The organism is Sphingosinicella sp. CPCC 101087 (genome assembly GCF_004151485.1).
Taxonomy (GTDB): domain Bacteria; phylum Pseudomonadota; class Alphaproteobacteria; order Sphingomonadales; family Sphingomonadaceae; genus Allosphingosinicella.
Window position 1 is genome coordinate 161,981 of sequence record NZ_SBFF01000011.1, and the last position, 22,630, is coordinate 184,610.

A 22,630-nucleotide genomic window follows, 5' to 3' on the forward strand; every position below is an offset into this window, starting at 1 on the left:
GCCCAGGCCTGATGTCCGGACTGGCGCCGGCGACGGACTTCGTGCGGCTGCACGCCCGCGGCCGCCCGGAACATCCCGCCCTCGTCGAGGCAAACGGCCGGCGGGCGATCTCCTATCGCGAACTCGACCGCCGGGTGGACCAGGCCGTCGGCCTGCTGTGCGGCGAATTCCAGATGGAGCGGGGCGACCGGATCGCCGCCCTCGCCCGCAACCATGTCGACCTCGTCGTCCTCCAACTCGCCTGCGCCCGCAGCGGCGCGATCTTCGTGCCGTTGAACTGGCGGCTGAGTGCCGTCGAACTCGCGGTGCTGCTCGAGGATTGCGCACCACGTCTGCTCGTCGGCGACTCGCTGCTCGACGGCGTGGAGACCGACCTGCCCCGCCTCGTCCTGGATGCGCTCAGCGCCGGCATCGATCGCGCCATACCCGCCCCGCCCGGGGCGATCGATCCCGATGCGCCCTCGCTGATGCTCTACACGTCCGGAACTTCCGGCCGTGCCAAGGGCGTGCTGCTCACCGAGGCCAACCTGCTCGCGACCGCGGTAAACTTCACCGTCCTCGGCCAGGTCACGCCCGCAAGCGTATTCCTGGTCGATTCGCCCTTGTTCCACGTCATCGGCATGGTGACCTGCTTCCGCCCCACCTTCATGATGGGCGCGACTTCGATCCTCTCCCCCGGCTTCGATCCTGCGACGACGCTCGGCCGCATGGCCGACCCGTCACTCCGAGTGAGCCACTATTTCTGCGTGCCGCAAATGGCGGAGATGCTTCGCGCCTGCCCCGGCTTCGACCCGGAGTCGCTGCGTGGCCTCACCGCCTTGTTCACCGGCGGGGCGCCCCACCCCGCCGCGCGGATCCGCGAATGGCTAAGTGACGGGATCGCCGTCGTCGACGGCTATGGCATGACCGAATGCGGGACCGTGCTTGGAATGCCGGTGGATGTGGAGGTGATCGACGCCAAGGCGGGATCGGCCGGGCTGCTGCCGCCCACGATGGAAGCGCGGATCGTCGGCGAGGACGGTCGCGACCTTCCGGACGGCGTGGGCGAGCTGCTGCTGCGCGGCGCGAACGTCTTCCCCGGCTATTGGCGCCGCCCGGAGGAGACGGCGCAAGCCTTTACGGAGGACGGATTCTTCCGAACCGGCGATCTCGCCCGGCGCGACGCCGACGGATTTCATTTCATCGTCGATCGGCGGAAGGACATGTTCATCTCCGGCGGAGAGAATGTCTATCCGGCCGAGATCGAAGCGGTACTGATCGCTCATCCCGACGTCGAGGAGGTGGCGGTGGTGGGCATGCCGGACCCGAAATGGGGCGAGGTCGGCCATGCCGCGATCGTGCTCCGCGCCGGCGCCTCGCCCGACGAGACCGCCCTGCTGTCCTACTGCGATGGTCGTCTCGCCCGCTACAAGCTGCCCAAGGCGATCCGATTCCTTGATGCGCTGCCTCGCACCGGCTCCGGCAAGGTGGTGAAGGCCGAGCTTCGCCGGCAGCTGCAGGACCGTCGGTGAAAGTCCGCCCGGCCGGCTGCATCCGGCCGGCTCCGGGTCTTCTCCGCGGCCGGATCACGCGGAAGCGGCGCGGCGGCGAATGACCCGCTCGGTCATGCTGCTGCTCGCGGCGCTGTCCGCGCTCGGTTCGCTCGGAATCCATGCGTTCCTGCCGGCCCTGCCCGACATTGGTCGCGACCTTTCGGCCGCGCCGGGCTTGGTCCAGCTCGGAATCACGCTCTACCTGGTCGGCCTCGCGCTCGGGCAGCTCGGCGGCGGCTGGATTTCGGATCATGTCGGACGAAGACCGGTCCTCCTGATCGGCAGCGCGCTGTTCGTGGCGGGCTCGATCGCCTGCGCCGCCGCACCCGACATTCTCGCTTTCCTCGCCGGCCGCACCGTGCAGGGCATCGGGGGCGCCTGCTCGCTCGTCGTCTCGCGTGCGGTGGTCGCCGACAGCACGAGCGGGGACGAGACGGTAAAGCTGTTCGCCAAGCTCGCATTGATCGTTCTGATCTCCCCGGGCCTCGCGCCCTTGCTTGGCGGATTCATCGTCTCGGTGGGCGGTTGGCGCCTCGTCTTCGTCATCCTGGCCGCGATAGGCATCGTCGCGCTGGCCGCCGCGGCGTTGTGGCTGGAGGAGACGTTCGCGAAAGCCGATCGCCCGGTGCGGGACTCGCGCGCCGGCCTGTTGCTGCTGGTCACCCGTTGGCGCTTCATCCGCTTCGCCCTCGCGACCGCTGCGACGACCGTCGGACTATTCGGCTTCCTTTCCGTGTCTTCCTTCCTCCTCGTCGAGCGCTACGGGATGGACGCGGCGGGAACCGGCGCCGCCTTTCTGCTCGTTGCCGCCAGCGCGATGGCCGGAACCCTGGCAAGCGGCCGGGTCGAAGCCGCGATGCCCGGGCGGGCGCTCGTCTTTGGCACGATGCTCCATCTCTGCGGCGGGCTCATCCTGCTGGCGGCGGCCCTGATCGCCGACCACCCGGCAGCCTTGATCGGCCCGATGCTCCTGGTCGGCTCCGGCACCGGCCTGATCATGCCGGCGGCAATGGCCGGGGCACTGAGCGCCGACCCTCTCCACCGCGGCACCGCCTCCAGCCTGATCGGCGCCCTGCAGATGACGGCCGGCGCGGCGACGACGGCACTTATAGCCGCGCTCTCCCACCCGAACGTCCTCGCCGCCGCAATCCCGGTCGTGCTCGCCGGGATCCTGCTGCTCGCGGCCACGTTCGTCGGCAGCCGTCCGAATGATTGTTATGAGAAATAGCAATCTTGTCGCTCGGCCAGCGCGCGACTAGGGTCGCTGAAACGGCAGAGCCCGGAATCGAGGAATCCGCTTATGGCCATCCAGCGTACACAAGTCGCCATCGTCGGCGCCGGGCCTGCCGGGCTGCTGCTCGGCCACCTGCTGCGAACCGAGGGGATCGAGGTCGTCGTCGTCGAGCGGCGGTCCGCCGACTATGTGCTGTCGCGGATCCGCGCTGGCGTGCTGGAAACCATCACGACGGACCTCATGGAGCGGCTCGGGCTCGCGTCGCGCCTGAAGGCCGAAGGCCTGCCGCACGATGGTTTCAATCTCGCCGATGGCGAGCGGCTCATCCGCATCGACATGGCGGAGCTCACCGGCAAGCGCGTGACGGTATATGGCCAGACCGAGCTCACCCGCGACCTCATGGATGCGGCGCCCGAGCGTGACCTCGAGATCGTCCATGAAGCGATCGACGTAACCCTCCACGACGTGAACGCAGACACCCCTTCCCTCACCTACCGCAAGGATGGGGCGGAGCATCGGATCGAAGCCGAGTTCATCGCCGGCTGCGACGGCTCTCACGGACCGTCCCGGCAGGCGATCCCTTCCGGCATCGGCCGCGGCTTCGAGCGGGTCTATCCGTTCGGATGGCTCGGGATCCTCGCGGAAGTCCCGCCGTGCTCGGAAGAGCTGATCTACGCCAATCACGAGCGCGGCTTCGCTCTGGCTTCGATGCGCTCGCCGACCCGAAGCCGCTATTATATCCAGGTCCCGCTCGACGAGCGATTGGAAGACTGGCCGGACGATCGCCTCTGGGACGAGCTCGCAATCCGCCTCGGTCCGGAGGCGGCCGCCAGCCTCGTCCGCGGCCCGTCGATCGAGAAATCGATCGCGCCGTTGCGCTCCTTCGTGTTCGAACCGATGCGGCACGGCCGTCTGTTCCTAGCCGGCGACGCCGCTCACATCGTGCCGCCGACCGGCGCGAAGGGCCTCAACCTCGCGGCCTCGGACGTGGCCTATCTGTCCGACGCGCTGATCGCCTGGTTCAAGCGCGCCGACGGCGCGGGCCTCGAAGCCTATTCGGCCAAGGCGCTCGCGAGGGTCTGGAAGGCCGAGAGGTTCAGCTGGTATCTCACCAACCTCATGCACCGTTTCCCCGACACCGACGCCTTCGCGCGGCGGATGCAGGTGGCGGAGCTGGACTATATCGCCGGGTCGACCGCGATGAAGACCGCGATTGCGGAGAATTATGTCGGCCTGAGCCTGTAAGAACTCCGGATCACACGATCAACCTGTCCCACCGGCCATAGCGGCCACGAACTGTGCCGCGCCGGAAAGCGAGCACGATCAGCAACGCCCCGCAGGCAAGGCTCGCCAGCATTGCGGACTGACCGGTATCGTAGATGAACGGAGTCGCCAACAGGACGAGCCCGAGGGGGATCAGCAGGAACCGCACCGGCCGCGCCACCTCGGCGGCCGCAACCGAAATGACGGTAAGGACCAGGGAGCCGATCAGATGGTCGGCATTGGCCATCGCGCCGTCGGCACCGAGCGTCACTCGGGTGAAGAGCAGCCACAGGCCGACCAGCACGCCCAGGCCCAGGTTCCACGGCAGGTTGACCCCGCCCGCAACCATCTCGCGCAACACGTCTCGGGCCGGCGCGTCGAATTCGTCGGCGCCATCTTCGTCGCCGGCGCTGCGCCGGTCGGTATCGCCGGTGAACAGGACGCGCAGCCCGTTCTGCCCCGCCTGCACCCTTCGGCGGATGAACTGGAGGGAGGCGAGCAGCTCGTCGAGCGAATAGGGTATCTGGATGAGGATCGCCGCCGCCCCGATCAGCGCAATCAGGCTCCAGGTGCCGATCACGATCGGCTGGATGATAATGAACAGGATTGAGACGATGCCGAGAGGCGCGATGAGGATACCGAACAGGATCACCAGCCAGGGCATGGTCCGCCAGCGTCGGGTGGATCCGATCGCGCCGGTGACGATCTCGAGCGCGTAGACATAGCCGCCAAGCGCGGCGTCGGAAACCGGAAAGGCCTCGGAGACATGCGAGGTGATGATCTCCTCGGTGCCATTCTGGGGATCGACCGGGTCGCCGGCGAACGCCGGGTCCCAAACGCCGCCGACATAGTCCAGCTGATAGGCGGCGAGGTAGCGGGAGACATAAAGGCCAACGAGGGCCAGCGCGATGATCGGCAGGCGCTGCGACCAGCTCGAAGGATTATAGCTCCAGCCCGGCGGACGCTCCGGTCCCGATAATGCGGCGATCGGTGACACACCGGGATCCGGCTTGCCGGCAAAGGCGAAGGCGAAAACGAGCATGCCGACGAGGGTGGAAGAGAGATAGTCGGCGGCGCTTTCGCTCCAGAAGACGAATGGCAGCCCCATGACCAGGATTCCGATGCCGGCGCAGATCCAGCGCGCCCAGAGCAAGCGCCACGACAGCGACAGGCCCGCGAAGACCATCAGCGCCGCACCAAGCAGCACCTCGGTACGCGCGAGCCACGCATTCTCGATACCGACGAGGGGCGGCTGGGTGAGCAGCCAGGTGCCGAAGGCGATGTTGAGGAAATGCGCCCAGCGCCAGTCCCGATGCTCGGCGCGCTGCCGCCGCTCGTGCCGCTCCCTCAATTCTCCCGGGTGAAAGCCAAGCTCGGCCGCCTCCTCCAGCCATTCGGGAGGCGTGACTCCATTGCGCTTGTACCAGCCGACCGGATCGCGCTTCAAGCTCTCGACCAAGCCCGGCAGGCTGGTCTCGAGCCGATGGCCCGGCACCCAATCGAGCAGTTGGCGAGCCCTCGAGACGTCGAGCGCATAATGATCGTCCGCCATGCGCACCATGAACGGCTTGACGAAGGGCGGCTCGCCCTTGTCGATAGCGTCGGGAACGACCGGCTCCAGCTTCTCCTGCGCCCAGGCCCCCGCCGCGGCGATTGACTTGGGCAGGCGGATGGTGGGCCAGTCCTCGCGGCCATGGATCAGGGCGCCGATCTCGTCCTGAAGGGCATCATAGCCGACCGCCTCCGGCTCGCCGATCAGAAGGTCGGTGCGGGCGGGAAGCTCGGCGCGGCGGTCGACCGTGCGGCGAAAGGCGTCGAGCATGTCCTCGCGGTGCAGCATGGACTGGCCGACGTCGGTCGAGCCGGAATAGAAATAGCTCTCGAAATCGCGCTCGTAGATGCGGGCGATCTGCTGGCTCAGCGTGGGCACCGCGCCGGCTTCGTCATAGACGCCGGCGAGACGCAGGATGACGTAAGGGATGCCGGCGGCTTCTTCGCGGATCGCGCCTTCGGCTTCCGCTTTGGACCTGGGATAGGCCCAGCGCGGATCGATCGGCCAGTCCTCGTCGATCCGCTCGCCCGGTCGGCCTGGGGCGTGGACGAGCATCGTGCTGGCATGGACGAACTGCTCCACCTCAAAGTCCCGCAGCGCCTGGATCAGCTGGCGTGTCCCCTCCACATTGAGCTTGCGGTAGAGGGGGTGATCTTCGCCGGTGAAGTCGAAATAGGCGGCGAGGTGAATGACGCTGGCGATCCGCCATCCGAACCGCTCGCTTATCTTCGCCAGAGCTTCGCGGATCGAGTCCCCGGAGGTGAGGTCCACCTCGTACAGGGGAAAATCCGTCTCGCCCTTGATGTCGAGCCCGACAATCTCATAGCTGTCGGCGAGCACGCCGGCGATGGAGCGGCCGAGATTCCCGGCCGCCCCCGTGATGAGGACGAGCGGTTTTCCGCCGCTTACCACGATGCCCGCGCGCCCGCGATGCCGAGCTTGCCTTCGTTGACGAGCCTGGGTCTCACGCGCTCGCTCCGTGGTTGATCCAGGGGAAAAGCGGCCTGCGCTTTCCCAACCAACGGCTCCGGCTGGCGACTGTTCCGATGCTCCCGGTGGCGCAGCCCGCCAGGCCTATTCGCTGCTCGACTCCGCTTGTGGTGGCGATGCGCCCTCGATCATGAACCAGGGCGTCGGCCCGGCTTCGTAAGGCGGAGCCGGATACAGCCACCTCAAGGCCTCCTCCGCGGCGCTGTGATAGACGGTACTGTGAGTGAATCCGCCGCTCTTGTCCGAATAGTTCAACGCCAGCTTGTCGCGCGGCAGTCGGGCCAAAGCGGAGCGGAGAAGGTCGACGCCGTCCTGCATCGTGCCGCCTTCGTTAGCCACGGCTAGGTACAGGCGGCGATCCGTCGTATCGAGTGGGTCCGCACGCGAAGCGGCTTCGCGCATCGGTCTTCGATCGTCCCACCAGAGGCTGGGACTGATCGCCACATAATCGTGGAAGAGTTCCGGCTCGCTCAGTAGCGTATCGACGACGAACAGTCCGGCCAGTGACTCGCCCATGAGCGCGCGACGGGCCCCTACCCGATAGCGGCCCTCGACGAAGGGGATGACCTCCTCCCGAAGAAAGCGCCGGAACCGGTCGGCGCCTCCGCTGTCCGGAAAGGCGCTCAAGTAGCGGGGATCAGTCGCAACCGGCGTCAGCTCGGCCTGTCGCTGCCTCGTCTGCACGCCTACCACGATCAGCGGCCCGAAGGTCCAGCTGAGCGAGGCGAGCTGGGCGAGCCCGGCAATATGATGGAAATCCTGGTCCAGCGCCCCGTCGAGCAGGTAGAGAATTGTATATCGCTCCTCCGACGTCTCATAGCCCGGCGGTACCCAGATGTTCAGCTCCCGCACGTCGCCCATCACCGCGGACTCCAGCTCGAAGCTCAGGCCGGTCTGAATCGGACGGCCGGCAACCTGGGTCGCGGCGGTTGCCGGCTGAGCCGCTGCCGATCCCGGCGCCATCAGCGCCACGGCCAATGACGCCATCGCGGGCCACATGCTGGATCTCACGTCTGACATGGCCGGATACTCTCCTTCCGAAGGCCGTGTGCCGGACTCGCACGCACTTCGCACATCCGCAATGGACTGCTCGGTGAAAGGCCCGGCCGACGCGCCGCTGATATTTTTTTTCGGGTACGTGTCGGTTCTGGGATAGCTGCGACGTCCTAGCCTCGATCGTCACGGGCGTTCGCCCGGAGGCGTGAAGCAGGCCTCGACCGAGGCCCCGGCATGGACAACATGAGGAGAAACGACATGCGTGTCATGGTTTTCGTGAAGGCGGACGAGCACAGCGAAGCAGGCGAGATGCCCTCCGAGGAGTTGCTCGCGGCGATGATGAACTACAATGAAGAGCTGGTGAAAGCCGGGATCATGCGCGGCGGCGACGGGCTTCAACCCTCCTCGAAGGGCGTACGGATTCGTTTCAAGGGCGATGAGCGCACCGTGATCGACGGTCCGTTCGCCGAGACCAAGGAGCTGGTCGCCGGCTATTGGATCTGGGAGGTCAAGTCGATGGAAGAGGCGATCGAATGGGCGAAACGCTGCCCCAATCCGATGCTCGGCGAGTCCGACCTCGAGCTCCGGCCGTTCTTCGAGGCGGAAGATTTCGGAGAGGCGCTGACTCCGGAGATCCGCGAGCAGGAAGAGCGGCTCCGCCAGCAGATCGGCGAGGCCTGAAGCCGAGGCATTAGGCTCCCTCTCCCGATCCGGGAGAGGGAGCCTCATTGCGGGACCGACCAATGACGATCGACTCACGATCAATCGACGCCGCTCTGTCGGGCGCGCGGCCCCAGGCGGTGGCCGCCCTGCTGCGCCAGTTCCGCGACTTGGACACCGCCGAGGAAGCGTTCCAGAATGCCTGTCTCAAGGCGCTCCGCGCCTGGCCCGAAAAGGGGTTGCCGCGCGATCCCATCGCCTGGCTCATTTTCGTCGGCCGTAATTCGGGCATAGACGGCATGCGGCGGCGGTCGCGCGAGGACGCGCTGCCGGACGAGATCGCCGCTCCTGATGCCTGGGATACCGAGAATGCGCTGGCCGATCGAATCGACGAGACCGACTATGCCGACGATCTGCTGCGTCTGCTGTTCATCTGCTGCCACCGCGACCTCCAGCCGACCCAGCAGATCGCGCTGGCGCTTCGCATCGTCTCGGGACTGACGGTCGCGCAGATCGCACGCGCCTTTCTGGTGAGCGAAAGCGCCATGGAACAGAGAATCACTCGCGCCAAGCGCGTGGTCGCCAGGGCCGACGTGCCCTTCGAGGCCCCGGCGCCGATCGCCCGCGCCGAGCGCCTCGCTTCCGTCGCGGCGATGATCTACCTGATCTTCAACGAAGGCTATACGGCCAGCGAAGATGTCGCGGCCCGCGAGCCCTTGTGCGAAGAAGGCATCAGGCTGGCTCGGCTGCTGCTCGCCATGTTCCCGGACGAGCCCGAGCTGATCGGCCTCACCGCCCTGATGCTGCTGCAGCATGCCCGGCGGGGCGCCCGGTTCGACGCGCAGGGCGCCGTCGTGCTGCTCGAGCGGCAGGATCGCTCCCGCTGGGACAAGGACATGATCGCCGAGGGGCTCGTCCTCGTCGCTCGCGCCTTTCGCCAGCGGCAGCCCGGACGCTACCAGATCGAAGCGGCGATCGCCGCGTTGCACAGCCGGGCTGCGCGGTTCGAAGATACCGATTGGGCGCAGATCGCGAAGCTTTACGAGGCGCTCGAACATCATGCGCCCTCTCCGATCGTCGCACTCAACCAGGCGGCTGCATTATCGATGGTCGAAGGACCAGAACGAGCGCTCCACCGGCTCGGACCTCTGGAGCCGGCGCTTTCCTCTTACTTCTATTATCACGGGCTCAAGGGGCATCTGCTGCAACGCCTGGGCCGCGACGGCGAGGCGCGCGAGGCGTTCGGCCGTGCCGTCGGCCTCGCCAACACCGCGGCCGAAGCGGCGCAGATCAGGCTCTATCTCGACCAGCTCGACAGAAAGGAGCACTGATCGTCGAAGGTCCGGTTGGATCCGCCCGCGCAACCCCTTGGGAGCTTTCCATCCTCGCCGTGGGGTACCTTGTCGCCGAAGTCCAAGCGCTCGGGTGGGCAAACCCGCTGCAGAGCAAAGACCCTGCGCGGGCGAAAAACGGCGGCGCAATCCTTCCGTCTCAGGCGCCGCGCGCGCGACTGAGCCGCAGCGCCAGAACGACAAGCGCGACTCCCCGCAGCGCCAGGCTGATCCCGACCGCGACCGCAAGGAAGAACAAAGCGGAAAATGGATCCATGATCATCAGCAGCACGCCGATGAGGATGTCGACGATTCCGAACAGGATCAGCCACCCGCGGCCGCGGCGCGAGCCGACGCCGCCGACCAGCTCGAGGACTCCACCAACGATCAGCCAGGCACCGAGCGCCCAGACGAGCGAAAGCGCACCGGCGAAGGGGTTCAGAAGGACGATCACGCCGGCGAGGACCGCGAGCAGCCCGAGCAGCGCGTAGATCCAGCCGCCACTGGCGCGAAGGTCGGTCATGCCGGCGAGCACGGCGAAGACGCCGCCGGCGATCAGGATCCAGCCGAGCAGCAGCCCGGTGGCGAGGCCGGTGGCTACCGGGTGGAAGATGGCGGCGATGCCGCCGACGACGAGGACGATCCCGGCCGCGATTGTCCAGCCCCACGCGGCCCGTACCGGCCGCTCGCGCTCCACGGAGTCCGTCATCGCGCTTGCCCTTTCGTGACGGCATGAGAACGGTCAAGCCGCGCCGGGGGTTCCTGGCGGCGCAATGAGAGGAGGCATCCGACCTTAATGTTCCGCGGCCGACTCCACCCAGGCGCGAAAGTGCATGTGATTGTCGATGCAGCGATATTCCTGAATCACGCCGTCGGATCCGTGGCCGAAACGGCGATAGCCGACCATCTCGATCGATGAAAGGCGGACCGGATCTGCGGCAGAATCGCCCGAGCCGGCGTCGACGAACAGCGCCAGCTTGCGGCGGCACACGTCATGGCTGCCATAGGTCACCTGGTGCCCGGCGAAAGCGGCCGTGCGCTCGCCTTCCGATGCATGATGTTCTTGATAAGGGCGATAGAGGCCGAGCGGGTCGCCGGCCGTGCACCCCGCAACCAGGAGCAGGGCCGCCACGGATGGGATCCTCAGTCTTGTCTTCTCGTCGCGCATGGCATCCCCGAGCCGTGCATCCATATTCTCGTTGTCCGGAACGATCTGTACGTCAAGCGCGATTTGGCGGGCGCCAAACCAGTGGTCGTGCGTTGGCGGTACGATGACTGATGAAGGGAGGATCCGCATGTCCGATGATCGCGAGCAACGCGTGAAGCAGCGCGCCTATGAAATCTGGGAGCAATCGGGCCGCCCGTCGGGCCGGCACGACGATCATTGGGACCAGGCGCAGCGCGAGCTCGAGGAGGAGGATCAGGGCCGGAGTGCCAAGACACAGGCTCCCACCATAGAGAGCGCGGCGAAGCGAGGCGCGACGAAGCGGGCGCCCGGAGCGAGCGCTCGCAAGGGCGCCGGCGGAACAAGCCCGGCCCGAACCCGAGCACGAAGCAAGTCCGAAGGCTAAGTCGGCCGCCGGGAGCCTACCGAGCGTGCCGACGTGGCACGAATCCGCCTGCGCGCGGCAAATGCGAGGGCTGGATCATCCTGAAAACAAGCGTCATTCTGAACGCGTGACGGCGTAGGATTTCCGGATCAGCCGGCCGGAGGACCGCATGCCGGACCTCCGCCCGACGCGCCCCATAAAGGGCGTCCCGGACTCCGGCGCCCGATCGACACGCTCGCGCCAGGAGATCGCGCCGGCGGGGAGATGGATATTGGCGGTCGACGAAGGCGGCGTAAGAACGGTTGCCGAGCAGTTCCAGCTTGCCGGCCTGGGCAGCCTTCCCTGGGAAGTTGCAGTCCAGGCCGCCGCGGACCTTACCGGGTCGAGGACCGGAGAGCTGATCGGGCTGGGCGCCGATGCGGCGGTGCCGTTCAATCTCATTACCGGGTTCGGGCCTGAGGTGGCGGCCGAGTTCGTCGCCATCGGCGGCGGCGATCCCCGAATCAATTCACGGGTCCGGGTGGGATCGTCGATCCGGGAGCTGGAAGTCCGCGACGAAGCCGACTTCACGACCGAGCACGACATGCGCGCCAGCCCGGAGCTCGCCGAATGGATCCTGCGCTATGATTTCGCTCACACCTGCCTCACGCCCCTGGTGAAGGACGAAGGCCTTCTGGTCGGCCTGGCCGTCATACGCACAAGCGCCCAGGGCAATATCGAAACGGATGAGCGCAAGGCGTTCGCCCATGTCGCCGCGCACGCCCGTGCGGCAGTGCGCACGCAGCTCATGCTGCAGCGCCAGAGCCTGGTCCTGGTCTCCGGCGTGCTCGATGCGCTCGGCGTCTGCGCATTCTTGTGCGACGCGGCGGGACGGGTGGTGGCCATGTCCACCTTGGCCGATCGGCAGCTGTCGGACGGGACACGGTTGCGACTTGCGAGCGGCCGTATTGCCGCCGTGGCGGACACGTCCCAGGCGGCGCTTCAGGCGGCGATCGGCGAAGCCGTGCTCGCCGGCATCGCTCCTGAAATCGCAGCGTTCCGGCCACGGCCGATCGCCTTGTTCGATCGCCACGGAATGGATCCGCTGCTGGCGGAAGCGACGCCCGTGCCGCGCAGCCATCCCCTCGGCCTCGGCGTTGCCGTCCTGCTGATCATTCGCCTGCCGAGCGAAGACGAGGAGCGAATTGCGGAGGCTGCGCGAGCCCTGTTTGGCCTCACTCCGGCGGAAGCCCGTGTGTCGGCGGCTCTGGCGCTCGGGCGCACGGTCACCGGAATTGCCGGCGAACAGCGGGTGTCGGTCGGAACGGTGCGGACCCACGTGAAAAGGATCTTCGACAAGGCCGGCGTGACGAGCCAGGTCGAGCTGGTTTCGCTGCTGGGCGGGCTGGGATGATGCGGGCCTGCCGAAGCCGGGACGAGCCGCGATCGATCAATCGGCCGCGCGGAGGAGGCGGTCGGCAGTCCGGATCCGGCGAGACGGCTTCAGCGGCAAGGCTGTTCCCGACCGTGCGCTAGTCTGCTTGCGCTCGGCCGAGACTAGCCGCCCGGCTTCCAAATGCATTAGGATGGCACGGCCGGCCGCTGCCGGCGGGGGGGAAGCCGCACCATGTCCGCCAAGCCGCCTTTCGGCCCGGTCAGTACCGAGACGGCGCCGAATATCCACCCGGCGGCATTCGCCGAGGCGCACCGGAAGCTGACGGAAGACGGGGCGATCCAGTTCAGCCTGCCGATGTACGAGCCGCCGCGGCCGACGCCGCCCCCGGCTTGGTTGGAATGGCTGGCGAACTTCCTTTCGGCCGAGCATCCAGTGCTGCGCACGCTGCTATGGGGAATGGTTGCTGCCGCCGCCTTGCTCATCCTGTGGCTGGTCATACGCCGGCTGAACGGGTCCGGGTGGCCGTGGCGCCGTCGCGCCCGGGACGATCGGGCCGGGGAAAGCTGGCGCCCGGCGGAGGCGCCGGCGCGGGCGCTGCTTGGCGAGGCCGATGCGCTGGCCGGTCGCGGCCTCTTCTCCGATGCGATCCGCCTGCTGCTGTTTCGAAGCATCGCCGACCTGGAGGAGCGAAGGCCTGGCCTGGTCACGCCGGCGCTCACCAGCCGCGACATTGCCGGCCTGCCCGATATTCCCAGCGGCCCGCGCGGCGCTTTCGCGCGAATCGCCATGCTGGTCGAGCGCGGCCTGTTCGCGCGTCGGCCGCTCGCCGAAAGCGACTGGCGCGACTGCCGCGCGGCTTATGAGGAATTCGCCTTCGCGGACGAGTGGCGCGGGTGAGCGGCTGGCGTCCTGGTCGATGAGCGTGCAGCATCCCTTCAATCCCCGCCTGGTGGGCGGCATGATCGTGGCGGGAATCCTCGCTTTCGCTGCCCTGATGCTGCTCCTCGCTTATGGCGGCGGCATCGGCGGCGGCCGCGAAGGGCGAGCTACCCCACTTTCCGTCTCCGCCATCGGCTACAAGGGCTTGGTCGACCTGGTCGGCGAGTTCCATGAGACACGGATGGTCGAGAGCGCCGACGATCATGCCAGCGCAAATCTGCTGGTGGTGACGCTCGAGGCGCAGAGCCGGGCCGCCGACATCGACCGACTGATCCTCCGGCGCCAGGGCCTTCCGACGCTCTTCGTCCTTCCCAAATGGGCAACCGTGCCCGATCCGGGCCGGCGGGGTTGGGTGCAGGCAATCCACCCCGGGGCCGGCGGACCGGCGGCGGCCATGCTCGGCCAGGGCCTCCGGGTGAGTTTGCAGGAAGGCTCCGGACTGCCGCGCCTGGTCCAAGGCGAAGGCCTGAACCGGCTGCGGCTGCCGGTACCGAACCCGGTGCAGACCATCGAAGGCGCCGGTCTGCAGCCCCTCGTGGGACTCGGCCCCGATACCGTCGCGGCGGGGCGGGACGAGGCGAGCGGCTCAGGCGACGCGGAGGGGGGCGGCGGTCCGGCCCTGATCGCGCGGATCGGCAAGCAGCCGCATTACATCCTCGCCGACCCTGATCTCGTGAACAATCAGGGACTGGACGATCCCGCAACGGCGCGGGCAGCGCTCGGCTTGATCGACGAACTCAACTCGCCGGGAGCCGAAGCGGTCGCATTCGATCTGGTGGTGAACGGGCTCGGCTCGGCAGGATCGATGGGGCTTCTGCGGCTCGCCTTCGAGCCTCCCTTCCTGGCGATGACGCTGGCGCTGGTCGCTGCGGCCCTGCTTGCCGGCCTGCACGGCGCCTTTCGATTCGGACCGGTGCGCCGGCCGGACCGGGCCATTGCATTCGGCAAGGCCGCACTGGTCGAGAACAGCGCCGGGCTGGTCCGCATGGCCGAGCGCGAGGCGCGGCTCGGCGGCGCATATGCCGACGTCGTGCGGCAGGATGTGGCGCGCGCCGTGCACGCACCATCGTCGCTCGAGACCGGCGAGCTGGACCGGCATCTCGACCGGCTCGGACCGAAGGACGCGCTATCGTTCAGCGAGCTCGCCGCCGGCCTCGCGGCCGCACGGGACCGGCACGCCTTGACCGTGGCAGCCCGCGCGCTGTTCCGCTGGAAAAAGGACGTGGCTCGGTGAGCCTTCGGCGAGGCAGGGTCAGGGAACAAGGGAAGGGAAAGCAGCGGTGGACATAGCGGACGTCAAGGACCTTGCCGAGGAGATCAGGCAGGAGGTTCGGCGTGCCATCGTCGGCCAGGACGACGCGGTCGAGCTGATGCTGATCGCGCTCTTCTGCTCGGGCCACATCCTGCTGGAAGGGCCGCCGGGAACGGCCAAGACCTTTCTCGCCCAATGCTTCGCGCGCACGCTTGGCCTGGACTTCGGGCGAATCCAGTTCACGCCGGACCTGATGCCCGGCGACATCGTCGGGTCCAACCTGTTCAACTTCCAGACCAGCCAGTTCACGCTGACGCGCGGGCCGGTCTTCTGTGAGCTGCTGCTCGCCGACGAGATCAACCGGACCCCGCCCAAGACGCAGGCGGCGCTGCTCGAGGCGATGCAGGAGCGCAAGGTGACGATCGACGGCGAGACCCATGCGCTCCCGCCGCGCTTCATGGTGATCGCCACCCAGAATCCGATCGAGCAGCAGGGCGTCTATCCGCTGCCGGAGGCGCAGCTCGACCGTTTCCTGTTCAAGCACCGCATGGGTTATCCTTCCGCCGAGGAGGAGAAGAGGATCGTCGCTGCGCACGGCGGGCGGTTCGGCGCGCCGACGCCGGAAAGCTGGGGGATCGAGCGCCGCGTCGAGTCGCGCGACCTCGACGACGCGGTCCGCGCCGTAGAAGCGATACCGATGGTCGACGAGGTGACCGACTATGTCGTCGCTTTGGTCCGCGCGACGCGCGAAGCGCCCGATCTGGAAGGCGGCGCTTCCCCACGCGCCGCGGCCATGCTGGCCGGCGCCGCACGGGCCCACGCTGCGCTCGGCGGCCGCGACTATGTCATTCCCGACGACGTCAAGGCGCTGGCTCCGGCGGTGCTGCGCCACCGGGTCCTGCTCTCCGCCGCAGCCGAGATCGAAGGACGGCCGGTCGAGAGCGTGATCGCCCGGTTGATCGAGGCCGTGGAAGCGCCGCGATGAAAAGCCGGTGAGCCTGTCCTTCTATCCCACCCGGCTGGCCATCCTGCTCTCGGCAGCGGTGGCGCCAGCCTCGTTGGTGATCGGCCTATTCCTGCCGGCTTATTGGACCGCCGGGCTGGCGCTGCTCGTTCTGCTGCTCGCCCTCGCCGCCATCGACCTGCTGAACGCCCCCCGCCTGCATCCCGGCGAGGCGATTTGCGAGGGGCCGGCAGCGGTCGGCGTCGGCGAAGCCTTCTCCGTGACGGCGCGCCAGCGCTTCGGCGGGGCACCGCCCGCCGGCGTCGAGCTGGCGCTCGGGGTCGACGGTCCCGTTGCGGCGCCGCTCGGCTGGCGGACGGCCGCCGAAATGCACGGTGAAACGGGCTCGGCCGCCTTCGTGCTTCGGGCGGAGCGGCGCGGCACGGCCCGCGCGGAGACCCTCTGGGTGCGCTGGACCGGGCCGCTCGGCCTCGCCTGGAAGCAATGTCGCCTGACCCTGGACCAGCAAATCCTCATCACGCCGGATATCCGGCCGGTCCGGGAGCAGGGCGCCCAGCTTTTCAATCGTGACTCGGTGCAAGGCCAGATCGCGCAACGCCAGTTCGGCGAGGGAGCTGAGTTCGAATCGCTGGCCGATTTCCGCCAGGGCATGGACCGGCGCGCAATCGACTGGAAACAGTCGGCACGGCACACGAAGCTGATCGCGAAGGAATATCGCACCGAACGCAACAACCAGATCGTCATCGCGCTCGATGCCGGTCGGGCGATGTGCGAGCCGCTGGCGGCCCGCGCGGCCGCCGGGGCCGGCGGCGAGGCCGCGGGACCCGGCCTTCCCCGTATCGACCGTGCGGTGTCGGCGGCGCTGCTGACCGCTTTCGTGGCTCTGCGCGACGGCGACCGGGTGGGGCTGTTCGCCTTCGACTCACGTCCGCGTGCGTCGAGCAAACCGATTTCGGGCCCCCGCGCCTTCCCGATGCTGCAGCGCATCGCTGCGGGCATCGATTATTCCACCCAGGAAACCAATTACACGCTGGCCATGGCCACCCTGGCCGAGGGACTCGCGCGGCGATCCTTGATCGTCGTCTTCACCGAATTTCCGGACACAATCAGTGCGGAGCTGATGCTGAACGCGGTCGGCACCCTGCTCAATCGCCATCTCGTCCTGTTCGTCGTCTTCCGCGACGAGGAGCTGGAAGCCTTCACCGCCGCCGAGCCGGCGGAGCCGGAAGATGTCAGTCGGGCGGTGATGGCGGCCGGGCTGCTGCGCGAACGCCGGCTCGTGCTTGCCCGGCTGCGCCACATGGGCGTGCAGGTGATCGAGGCCTCGGCCGACGAGGCCGGACCGGCCCTGGTCAACGCCTATGTCGCGATGAAGAAGCGCGGAGCATTGTGATGGAGCGGCGCCGCATCGACGCTGCACCTGAGCATCCCGAGCTTGGTTCGGGACCGACGAAGGATGGTGGTGCAGAAGCGGCATTCGTCGAACCGATGCGGTCTGGTTCGAGGACGACCGCATGAACGCCCTCCCCTCCGACACCCGCCGGTTCCGTGCAGAGCGCGAGGCCGAATGGCGGCGGCTGGAGCATATCGTCGCCGTCGCCGAAAAGGGATCGGTAAAGGCCCTGTCGGACGAGGATCTGCTCGCGCTTCCGGTCCTATATCGCGGCGCCCTTTCCTCGCTGTCGGTGGCACGCGAGACCTCGCTGGACCTGGAGCTGATTACCTATCTCGAGGGCCTGTGTACTCGCGCCTACTTCTTCGTCTACGGAGTTCGCACGACCGCGGGACGAAGGATCAGGACCTTCCTCGCGCGCGACTGGCCGGACGCGGTGCGCGGCCTTTGGCGCGAGACGCTTGCGGCCTTGCTGCTGACCCTGACCGGTGTGCTGGCCGGCTATGCGCTCGTGACGAGCGATCCCGCCTGGTATGACGCGCTCATGCCCGAAGGCATGGCGCAGGGCCGGGACTTTCGAGCCTCTCGGGAGGCGCTGCTAAGCACCCTCTATGGCGGCACTGGCCAGGAGGGGCTGAGCTTCTTCGCAACCTATCTGTTCACCCATAACAGCCAGTTGTCGATGCTGTGCTTTGCGCTCGGCTTCGCTTTCGGCGTGCCCACGGCGATGCTGCTCGTCTATAACGGCACGACGCTCGGCGCGATCCTCGCCCTGTTCGCGGCGCGCGGGCTCGGGCTGGAAATGGGCGGCTGGCTGTTCATCCACGGCACGACCGAGTTCTTCGCGATCATCCTGTCGGGGGCGGCCGGAATACGGATCGGCTGGAGCGTCGTCTTCCCCGATGACGGCGAAAGCCGCCTCGACAGTGCGGCCCGCGCGGGGCGAAGCGCCGCACTGGTGATGGGCGGCGTCGTGGCGATGCTTCTTACGGCCGGCCTGCTCGAGGGCTTCGGCCGTCAGCTCGTGACCAGCGACCTCGCCCGCTACGCGATCGGCGCCGCAATGCTGGCTCTATGGCTCACATATTTCTACCGGCCGCGGCCGGCGCGGTGAGAAGGATGCACGCCGGCCTTGAGGACGAGAGGCCGCATGGCTGAGCAGGCGGCGGCCGCACGCCGTTTCATCCATGGACGCCACCGTACGCTGGTGACGCCGGAAGGCGTCGACCTGCAATTGAACCTCGCCGATGCGGGGCAAAGGCTCGGCGCCTTTCTGCTCGACCTGATGATCATGGCGGGCGCCCTTGTCCTGGTGACGATAGCGGCCCTGCTGCTGATCGCCGCGATCGGCGCGCAGGGAATGGAGATTGGCGGCATCGTCTGGCTGCTCGGCTTCTTCCTGCTGCGCAATTTCTATTTCATCGTCATGGAAATGAGCCCGCGTGCGGCGACCTTCGGCAAGCGGGCCGTGGGGTTGAGGGTGGTGGCACGCAGCGGCGACCGATTGACCGCCGACCGTGTGATCGCGCGAAACCTGATGCGCGAGATAGAATTCTACCTGCCGCTCTCTTTCCTCGCCTTCAACGCGGCAGAAGATACCGGCGGCGCCTGGACCGCGCTTGCCGGCTTCCTCTGGACCCTGATCTTCCTGCTTTTCCCCCTCTTCAACAAGGACCGGCTGCGGATCGGCGACCTGCTCGCGGGGACTTGGGTCGTGCAGGTGCCGAGGCGAAGGCTCAGCGTCGATTCCCTGAATGCAGCCGGGCCGGGTCCGCATCATGCCTTCACCGAGGCCCAGCTCGACGTCTACGGCATCTACGAGCTGCAGACGCTCGAACAGGTGCTGCGCGACGACAATCCCGAAGCGATCGCTTCCGTCGCCGCGACGATCCGCAACAAGATCGGGGCGCCGGACGAAGGCTGGGACCGCGACTTCCTGGTCGCCTATTACGATGCGATGCGGGCGCGGATGGAGCGCGGCCTGTTGTTCGGCAAGCGACGCGAGGACAAGTTCGACCGGGGCTGAGCGAAGTCTGGTCTTCAGGGAACGAGAACGGCAGCCCCTTCGATTCCTCCGCTGCGCAACGTTGCGATCGCTTCATCTGCCTTCTCGAGCGCAAAGGCCCTGGTCTGCGTCCGCACGGGAACCTGTGCCGCCAGGGCCAGGAACTCCTCGCCGTCGGCGCGAGTCAGGTTGGCGACCGAGATGACACTGCGCTCGCCCCACAGGTCGGCATAAGGGAAAGAGGGAATGTCGCTCATGTGGATGCCGCCGCAGACCACCCGGCCGCCCTTGCGGACATGGCGCAGCGCCTCCGGGACGAGCGCCCCGACCGGTGCGAAGATGATCGCCGCATCGAGCGGCTCGGGCGGCGGCGCTCCGCTGTCGGCAGCCGAGGCGCAGCCCAGGTTCAGGGCGAAAGCCTGCGCCTTCTCGTCGCCCGCCCGGGTGAAGGCATGGACCCGACGGCCCTGCCAGACTGCGACCTGGGCGAGGATATGCGCGGCGGCGCCGAAACCGTAGACGCCGAGCACTTTTCCTTCCCCGGCGAGCTTGAGCGAACGATAGCCGATAAGGCCGGCGCACAGCAGAGGCGCCGCCTCGACGTCGCGGAACCGGCCGGGAATCGGGAAGCAGAAGCGGGCGTCGGCGACGCAGTGGGTCGCGAAGCCGCCATCGCGGGTGTACCCGGTGAAGAGAGAGTCGTCGCACAGATTCTCGCGTCCGCTCCGGCAATAGGGACAGCGGCCGCAGGTCCGGCCGAGCCAGGGTATGCCGACCCGGTCGCCGATCGAGAATGCGTCGGCACCCTCGCCCGCCGCGGCGACCCGGCCGACGACCTCGTGACCGGGCACGATCGGCAACGGCCCGTGCAGGTCGCCCTCGACGATGTGGAGGTCGGTGCGGCAGATACCGCAGGCGCTGACCTCCACGAGCAGCTCGCCGGGACCGGGGACCGGGATCGGGCGCTCGACCAGTCGCAAGGGCTCGCCAGGGCAATCGAGCTGCATCGCGCGCATCATGAGGCGATCCTAGCCCGGAGCATGACGGCGGCGAACATAAAGAGCGATCCAGTTCCGGCGCAGGGGCTCTTTTCCTACAGGTTGCATTCTGAAACCGCTCCGTTACCCATGTGACATGAGCCTCCCTTCCCTGTTCGACCGCCTTCGCCTTCCGGTGATCGGCGCGCCTTTGTTCATCGTCTCGAATCCCGATCTGGTGATCGCACAGTGCAAGGCGGGAATCGTCGGCTCGTTCCCGGCACTCAACGCGCGGCCGCAGTCCCTGCTCGATGAATGGCTGCACCGGATCACCGAAGAGCTTGCGGCCTGGGACCGAGACCATCCCGAGACGCCCGCGGCGCCGTTCGCGGTCAACCAGATCGTGCACCGCTCGAACGCGCGGCTTCAGGAGGACATGGCGACCTGCGCCAAGTGGAAGGTGCCGATCGTCATCACCTCGCTGGGCGCCATCGTCGAGGTCAACCAGGCGGTGCACGGCTGGGGCGGCATCACTCTCCACGACATCATCAACGACCGGTTCGCGCACAAGGCAATCGAGAAAGGCGCGGACGGCCTGATCGCCGTCGCAGCCGGTGCCGGCGGTCATGCCGGCCGCCTCTCGCCCTTTGCGCTGGTCCAGGAGATACGCGACTGGTTCGACGGTCCGCTGATCCTCTCCGGGTCGATCGCCACCGGACGTGCGGTGCTGGCGGCGCAGGCGATGGGCGCCGACCTCGCTTATATCGGCTCACCCTTCATCGCGACCCGGGAAGCGAATGCGGCCGAGCCCTACAAGCAGGCGATCGTCGAAGGACGCGCCGACGACGTCGTCTATTCGAGCCTCTTCACCGGCGTGCACGGCAATTATCTCAAGGCGTCGATCGTGGCCGCTGGGCTCGACCCCGACAATCTCCCCGACGGTGACATCAGCACGATGGACTTTGCGACGGGCACGTCAAAGGCCAAGGCATGGAAGGACATTTGGGGCTCCGGCCAAGGGATCGGCGCCATCCGCGGCGTGGTTCCGGCCTCGGACTATATCGCGCGCCTTATCGAAGAGTATGCCGAGGCAAAGGCGGAGCTGAAGGCGAAGGCTCGCCTTTAAGTCCCGCATCCTCCGAATTCATTCCGCCATGAGCTGAGATCGCTCGGCTGCGTGTCGAAGGCCGGAACCGCGGGATCGAGAGCGATCCACGGTTGCTTGCGCGAGACCCATAGGTGAGCGGCCGCGGTCACGGTGCCGGCCTCGTCGAGCGTACCCGCCTTGATCGTAACGCGGTCCGGCGAGCGCTCCGACTGATGATAGATACGCGTGCCGCAATGCGGACAGAAGAAGCAGTCGGTGCGAGTGCCGCTGTCGGTGGGGCGCGAATAGGCCGACAGTTCGCCGCTGAACCGTACATTCGCGCGAAGCGCGGGCATCGACAGCGCAAAAGCGCTGGCCGATTGGCGGCGGCATTCGGTGCAATGGCAGGCATAGACGGGCGGCAACGCCCCCATGCCCTCGTAGCGCGCGCGCCCGCACTGGCAGCCGCCGCGCCATGCCATCGAAGTCAGGCCGCCTTCTTCAGGTGCCGCCGGCCCAGCAGCTCGGCGATCTGGACCGCGTTCAACGCGGCGCCCTTCCTGAGATTGTCGGAGACGCACCACAGGTTCAGGCCATTCTCGATCGTCGAATCCTCGCGGATGCGGCTGATATAGGTGGCATATTCGCCAACGCTCTCGACCGGCGTGACGTATCCGCCGTCCTCGCGCTTGTCGACGACCATGATCCCCGGCGCCTCGCGCAGGATCGAACGCGCCTCGTCGGCCGAGATTTCCTTCTCGAACTCGATGTTGATCGATTCCGAATGGCCGACAAACACCGGAACGCGCACGCACGTCGCGGTCACCTTGATGGAGGGATCGAGGATCTTCTTGGTCTCGACCACCATCTTCCATTCCTCCTTGGTCGACCCGTCGTCGAGGAAGACGTCGATATGGGGAATGACGTTGAAGGCGATCTGCTTGGTGAACTTGACCGGTTGGTTGGGATCGCCGACGAAGATGTTGCGGCTCTGCTCGAACAATTCGTCCATCCCCGCCTTCCCCGCGCCGGAAACCGACTGGTAGGTGGAGACCACCACGCGCTTGATGGTCGCGGCATCGTGGAGCGGCTTAAGCGCCACCACCATCTGCGCCGTCGAGCAGTTCGGGTTCGCGATGATATTCTTCTTGCGGTAAAGGTCGATCGCCTCCGGATTCACCTCCGGCACGATCAATGGCACATCCGGGTCCATCCGATAGAGCGAGCTATTGTCGATCACCGTGCAGCCCGCCGCCGCGGCCTTGGGCGCATAGTCCTTGGTCGGTCCGGATCCGGCCGCGAACAAGGCGATATCCCAGCCTGAAAAGTCGAAATGCTCGATATTCCGGACCTTCAGCTCGCGCCCGCTGTCGCCGAAGTCGATGACGGTGCCGGTCGAGCGAGGGCTCGCGACCACGGCGACCTCGTCCGCCGGGAATTCACGCTCGGCGAGGATGTTCAGCATCTCGCGCCCGACATTGCCGGTCGCTCCGACCACGACCACCCGATATCCCATCATTTCCTCCAGCC

Annotated in this window: 21 protein-coding genes; 14 read left to right on the top strand and 7 right to left on the bottom strand. The window is 67.3% G+C overall.

The features are described 5' to 3' along the window. The first annotated feature begins 11 nt into the window (after positions 1–11). The 3 genes from EKM57_RS17605 (at position 12) to pobA (ending at position 4,011) form a co-directional block, all read left to right on the top strand. Entirely contained in the window at positions 12–1,511 is a 1,500-nt protein-coding gene (locus EKM57_RS17605; RefSeq protein ID WP_129793827.1) for an AMP-binding protein, read from the top strand. A 79-nt stretch (positions 1,512–1,590) separates the two neighbouring features. Continuing rightward, on the top strand, positions 1,591–2,760 hold the full coding sequence (locus EKM57_RS17610; protein WP_129793828.1) for a Bcr/CflA family efflux MFS transporter: 1,170 nt from the start codon (positions 1,591–1,593) through the stop codon (positions 2,758–2,760). Positions 2,761–2,832: 72 nt separating this feature from the next. Then, positions 2,833–4,011 (top strand): 4-hydroxybenzoate 3-monooxygenase, encoded by a 1,179-nt coding sequence (gene pobA / locus EKM57_RS17615; protein ID WP_129793829.1) that lies wholly within the window; start codon positions 2,833–2,835, stop codon positions 4,009–4,011. Positions 4,012–4,021: 10 nt separating this feature from the next. Here the strand turns inward: pobA and EKM57_RS17620 are convergent, their stop codons facing one another. Together EKM57_RS17620 and EKM57_RS17625 are read right to left on the bottom strand one after the other, a co-directional pair. Further along, entirely contained in the window at positions 4,022–6,493 is a 2,472-nt protein-coding gene (locus EKM57_RS17620) for an NAD-dependent epimerase/dehydratase family protein (protein WP_206185486.1), read from the bottom strand. Positions 6,494–6,655: 162 nt separating this feature from the next. Next, the gene (locus EKM57_RS17625) at positions 6,656–7,591 is read right to left on the bottom strand and encodes an alpha/beta hydrolase (RefSeq protein WP_129793831.1); all 936 of its coding nucleotides are present in this window, start codon (positions 7,589–7,591) and stop codon (positions 6,656–6,658) included. A 234-nt stretch (positions 7,592–7,825) separates the two neighbouring features. Between EKM57_RS17625 and EKM57_RS17630 the strand changes: the two genes are divergently transcribed. Beyond that, positions 7,826–8,248, top strand: a complete 423-nt coding sequence (locus EKM57_RS17630; RefSeq protein ID WP_129793832.1) for a YciI family protein — start codon at positions 7,826–7,828, stop codon at positions 8,246–8,248. 62 nt (positions 8,249–8,310) lie between these two features. Continuing rightward, a complete protein-coding gene (locus EKM57_RS17635; RefSeq protein WP_129793833.1) occupies positions 8,311–9,558 on the top strand; it encodes an RNA polymerase sigma factor in 1,248 nt (415 codons plus the stop codon). Between the two features lie 160 nt (positions 9,559–9,718). Here the strand turns inward: EKM57_RS17635 and EKM57_RS17640 are convergent, their stop codons facing one another. Together EKM57_RS17640 and EKM57_RS17645 are read right to left on the bottom strand one after the other, a co-directional pair. Then, positions 9,719–10,267 carry an HdeD family acid-resistance protein gene (locus tag EKM57_RS17640; protein WP_129793834.1) on the bottom strand — a complete coding sequence of 183 codons (549 nt, stop codon included), beginning with the start codon at positions 10,265–10,267 and terminating at the stop codon, positions 9,719–9,721. Positions 10,268–10,351: 84 nt separating this feature from the next. Next, positions 10,352–10,690 carry a hypothetical protein gene (locus EKM57_RS17645; protein ID WP_165357531.1) on the bottom strand — a complete coding sequence of 113 codons (339 nt, stop codon included), beginning with the start codon at positions 10,688–10,690 and terminating at the stop codon, positions 10,352–10,354. A gap of 163 nt (positions 10,691–10,853) precedes the next feature. Between EKM57_RS17645 and EKM57_RS17650 the strand changes: the two genes are divergently transcribed. The 8 genes from EKM57_RS17650 to EKM57_RS17685 all read left to right on the top strand — a co-directional run bounded on the left by EKM57_RS17650 (position 10,854) and on the right by EKM57_RS17685 (position 19,057). Beyond that, complete coding sequence (locus EKM57_RS17650) at positions 10,854–11,129, top strand: DUF2934 domain-containing protein (RefSeq protein ID WP_129793836.1); 276 nt, start codon at positions 10,854–10,856, stop codon at positions 11,127–11,129. Between the two features lie 148 nt (positions 11,130–11,277). After that, a complete protein-coding gene (locus EKM57_RS17655) occupies positions 11,278–12,501 on the top strand; it encodes a helix-turn-helix transcriptional regulator (RefSeq protein ID WP_129793837.1) in 1,224 nt (407 codons plus the stop codon). Positions 12,502–12,714: 213 nt separating this feature from the next. After that, positions 12,715–13,380, top strand: a complete 666-nt coding sequence (locus EKM57_RS17660) for a hypothetical protein (protein WP_129793838.1) — start codon at positions 12,715–12,717, stop codon at positions 13,378–13,380. Positions 13,381–13,399: 19 nt separating this feature from the next. Beyond that, a complete protein-coding gene (locus EKM57_RS17665) occupies positions 13,400–14,656 on the top strand; it encodes a hypothetical protein (RefSeq protein ID WP_129793839.1) in 1,257 nt (418 codons plus the stop codon). 46 nt (positions 14,657–14,702) lie between these two features. Continuing rightward, positions 14,703–15,659 (top strand): MoxR family ATPase, encoded by a 957-nt coding sequence (locus tag EKM57_RS17670; protein WP_129793840.1) that lies wholly within the window; start codon positions 14,703–14,705, stop codon positions 15,657–15,659. A 7-nt stretch (positions 15,660–15,666) separates the two neighbouring features. After that, positions 15,667–17,031, top strand: a complete 1,365-nt coding sequence (locus EKM57_RS17675; protein ID WP_243451121.1) for a DUF58 domain-containing protein — start codon at positions 15,667–15,669, stop codon at positions 17,029–17,031. A 121-nt stretch (positions 17,032–17,152) separates the two neighbouring features. After that, positions 17,153–18,145 carry a stage II sporulation protein M gene (locus EKM57_RS17680; RefSeq protein ID WP_129793841.1) on the top strand — a complete coding sequence of 331 codons (993 nt, stop codon included), beginning with the start codon at positions 17,153–17,155 and terminating at the stop codon, positions 18,143–18,145. A 36-nt stretch (positions 18,146–18,181) separates the two neighbouring features. After that, positions 18,182–19,057, top strand: a complete 876-nt coding sequence (locus tag EKM57_RS17685; protein WP_129793842.1) for an RDD family protein — start codon at positions 18,182–18,184, stop codon at positions 19,055–19,057. 14 nt (positions 19,058–19,071) lie between these two features. On the opposite strand, the gene EKM57_RS17690 is transcribed toward EKM57_RS17685, so the two are convergent. Then, positions 19,072–20,055 (bottom strand): zinc-dependent alcohol dehydrogenase family protein, encoded by a 984-nt coding sequence (locus tag EKM57_RS17690; protein WP_371414156.1) that lies wholly within the window; start codon positions 20,053–20,055, stop codon positions 19,072–19,074. A 115-nt stretch (positions 20,056–20,170) separates the two neighbouring features. Here EKM57_RS17690 and EKM57_RS17695 point away from each other — a divergent pair, with 115 nt between their 5' ends. After that, complete coding sequence (locus EKM57_RS17695; protein WP_129793843.1) at positions 20,171–21,139, top strand: nitronate monooxygenase family protein; 969 nt, start codon at positions 20,171–20,173, stop codon at positions 21,137–21,139. On the opposite strand, the gene EKM57_RS17700 is transcribed toward EKM57_RS17695, so the two are convergent. Continuing rightward, the gene (locus tag EKM57_RS17700) at positions 21,136–21,582 is read right to left on the bottom strand and encodes a GFA family protein (RefSeq protein ID WP_129793844.1); all 447 of its coding nucleotides are present in this window, start codon (positions 21,580–21,582) and stop codon (positions 21,136–21,138) included. The two genes, EKM57_RS17695 and EKM57_RS17700, sit on opposite strands and share 4 nt — an antisense overlap. 5 nt (positions 21,583–21,587) lie before the next feature. After that, positions 21,588–22,616: an aspartate-semialdehyde dehydrogenase gene (locus tag EKM57_RS17705; protein WP_129793869.1), complete on the bottom strand. Its 1,029-nt coding sequence runs from the start codon at positions 22,614–22,616 to the stop codon at positions 21,588–21,590. Positions 22,617–22,630 lie beyond the last annotated feature (14 nt).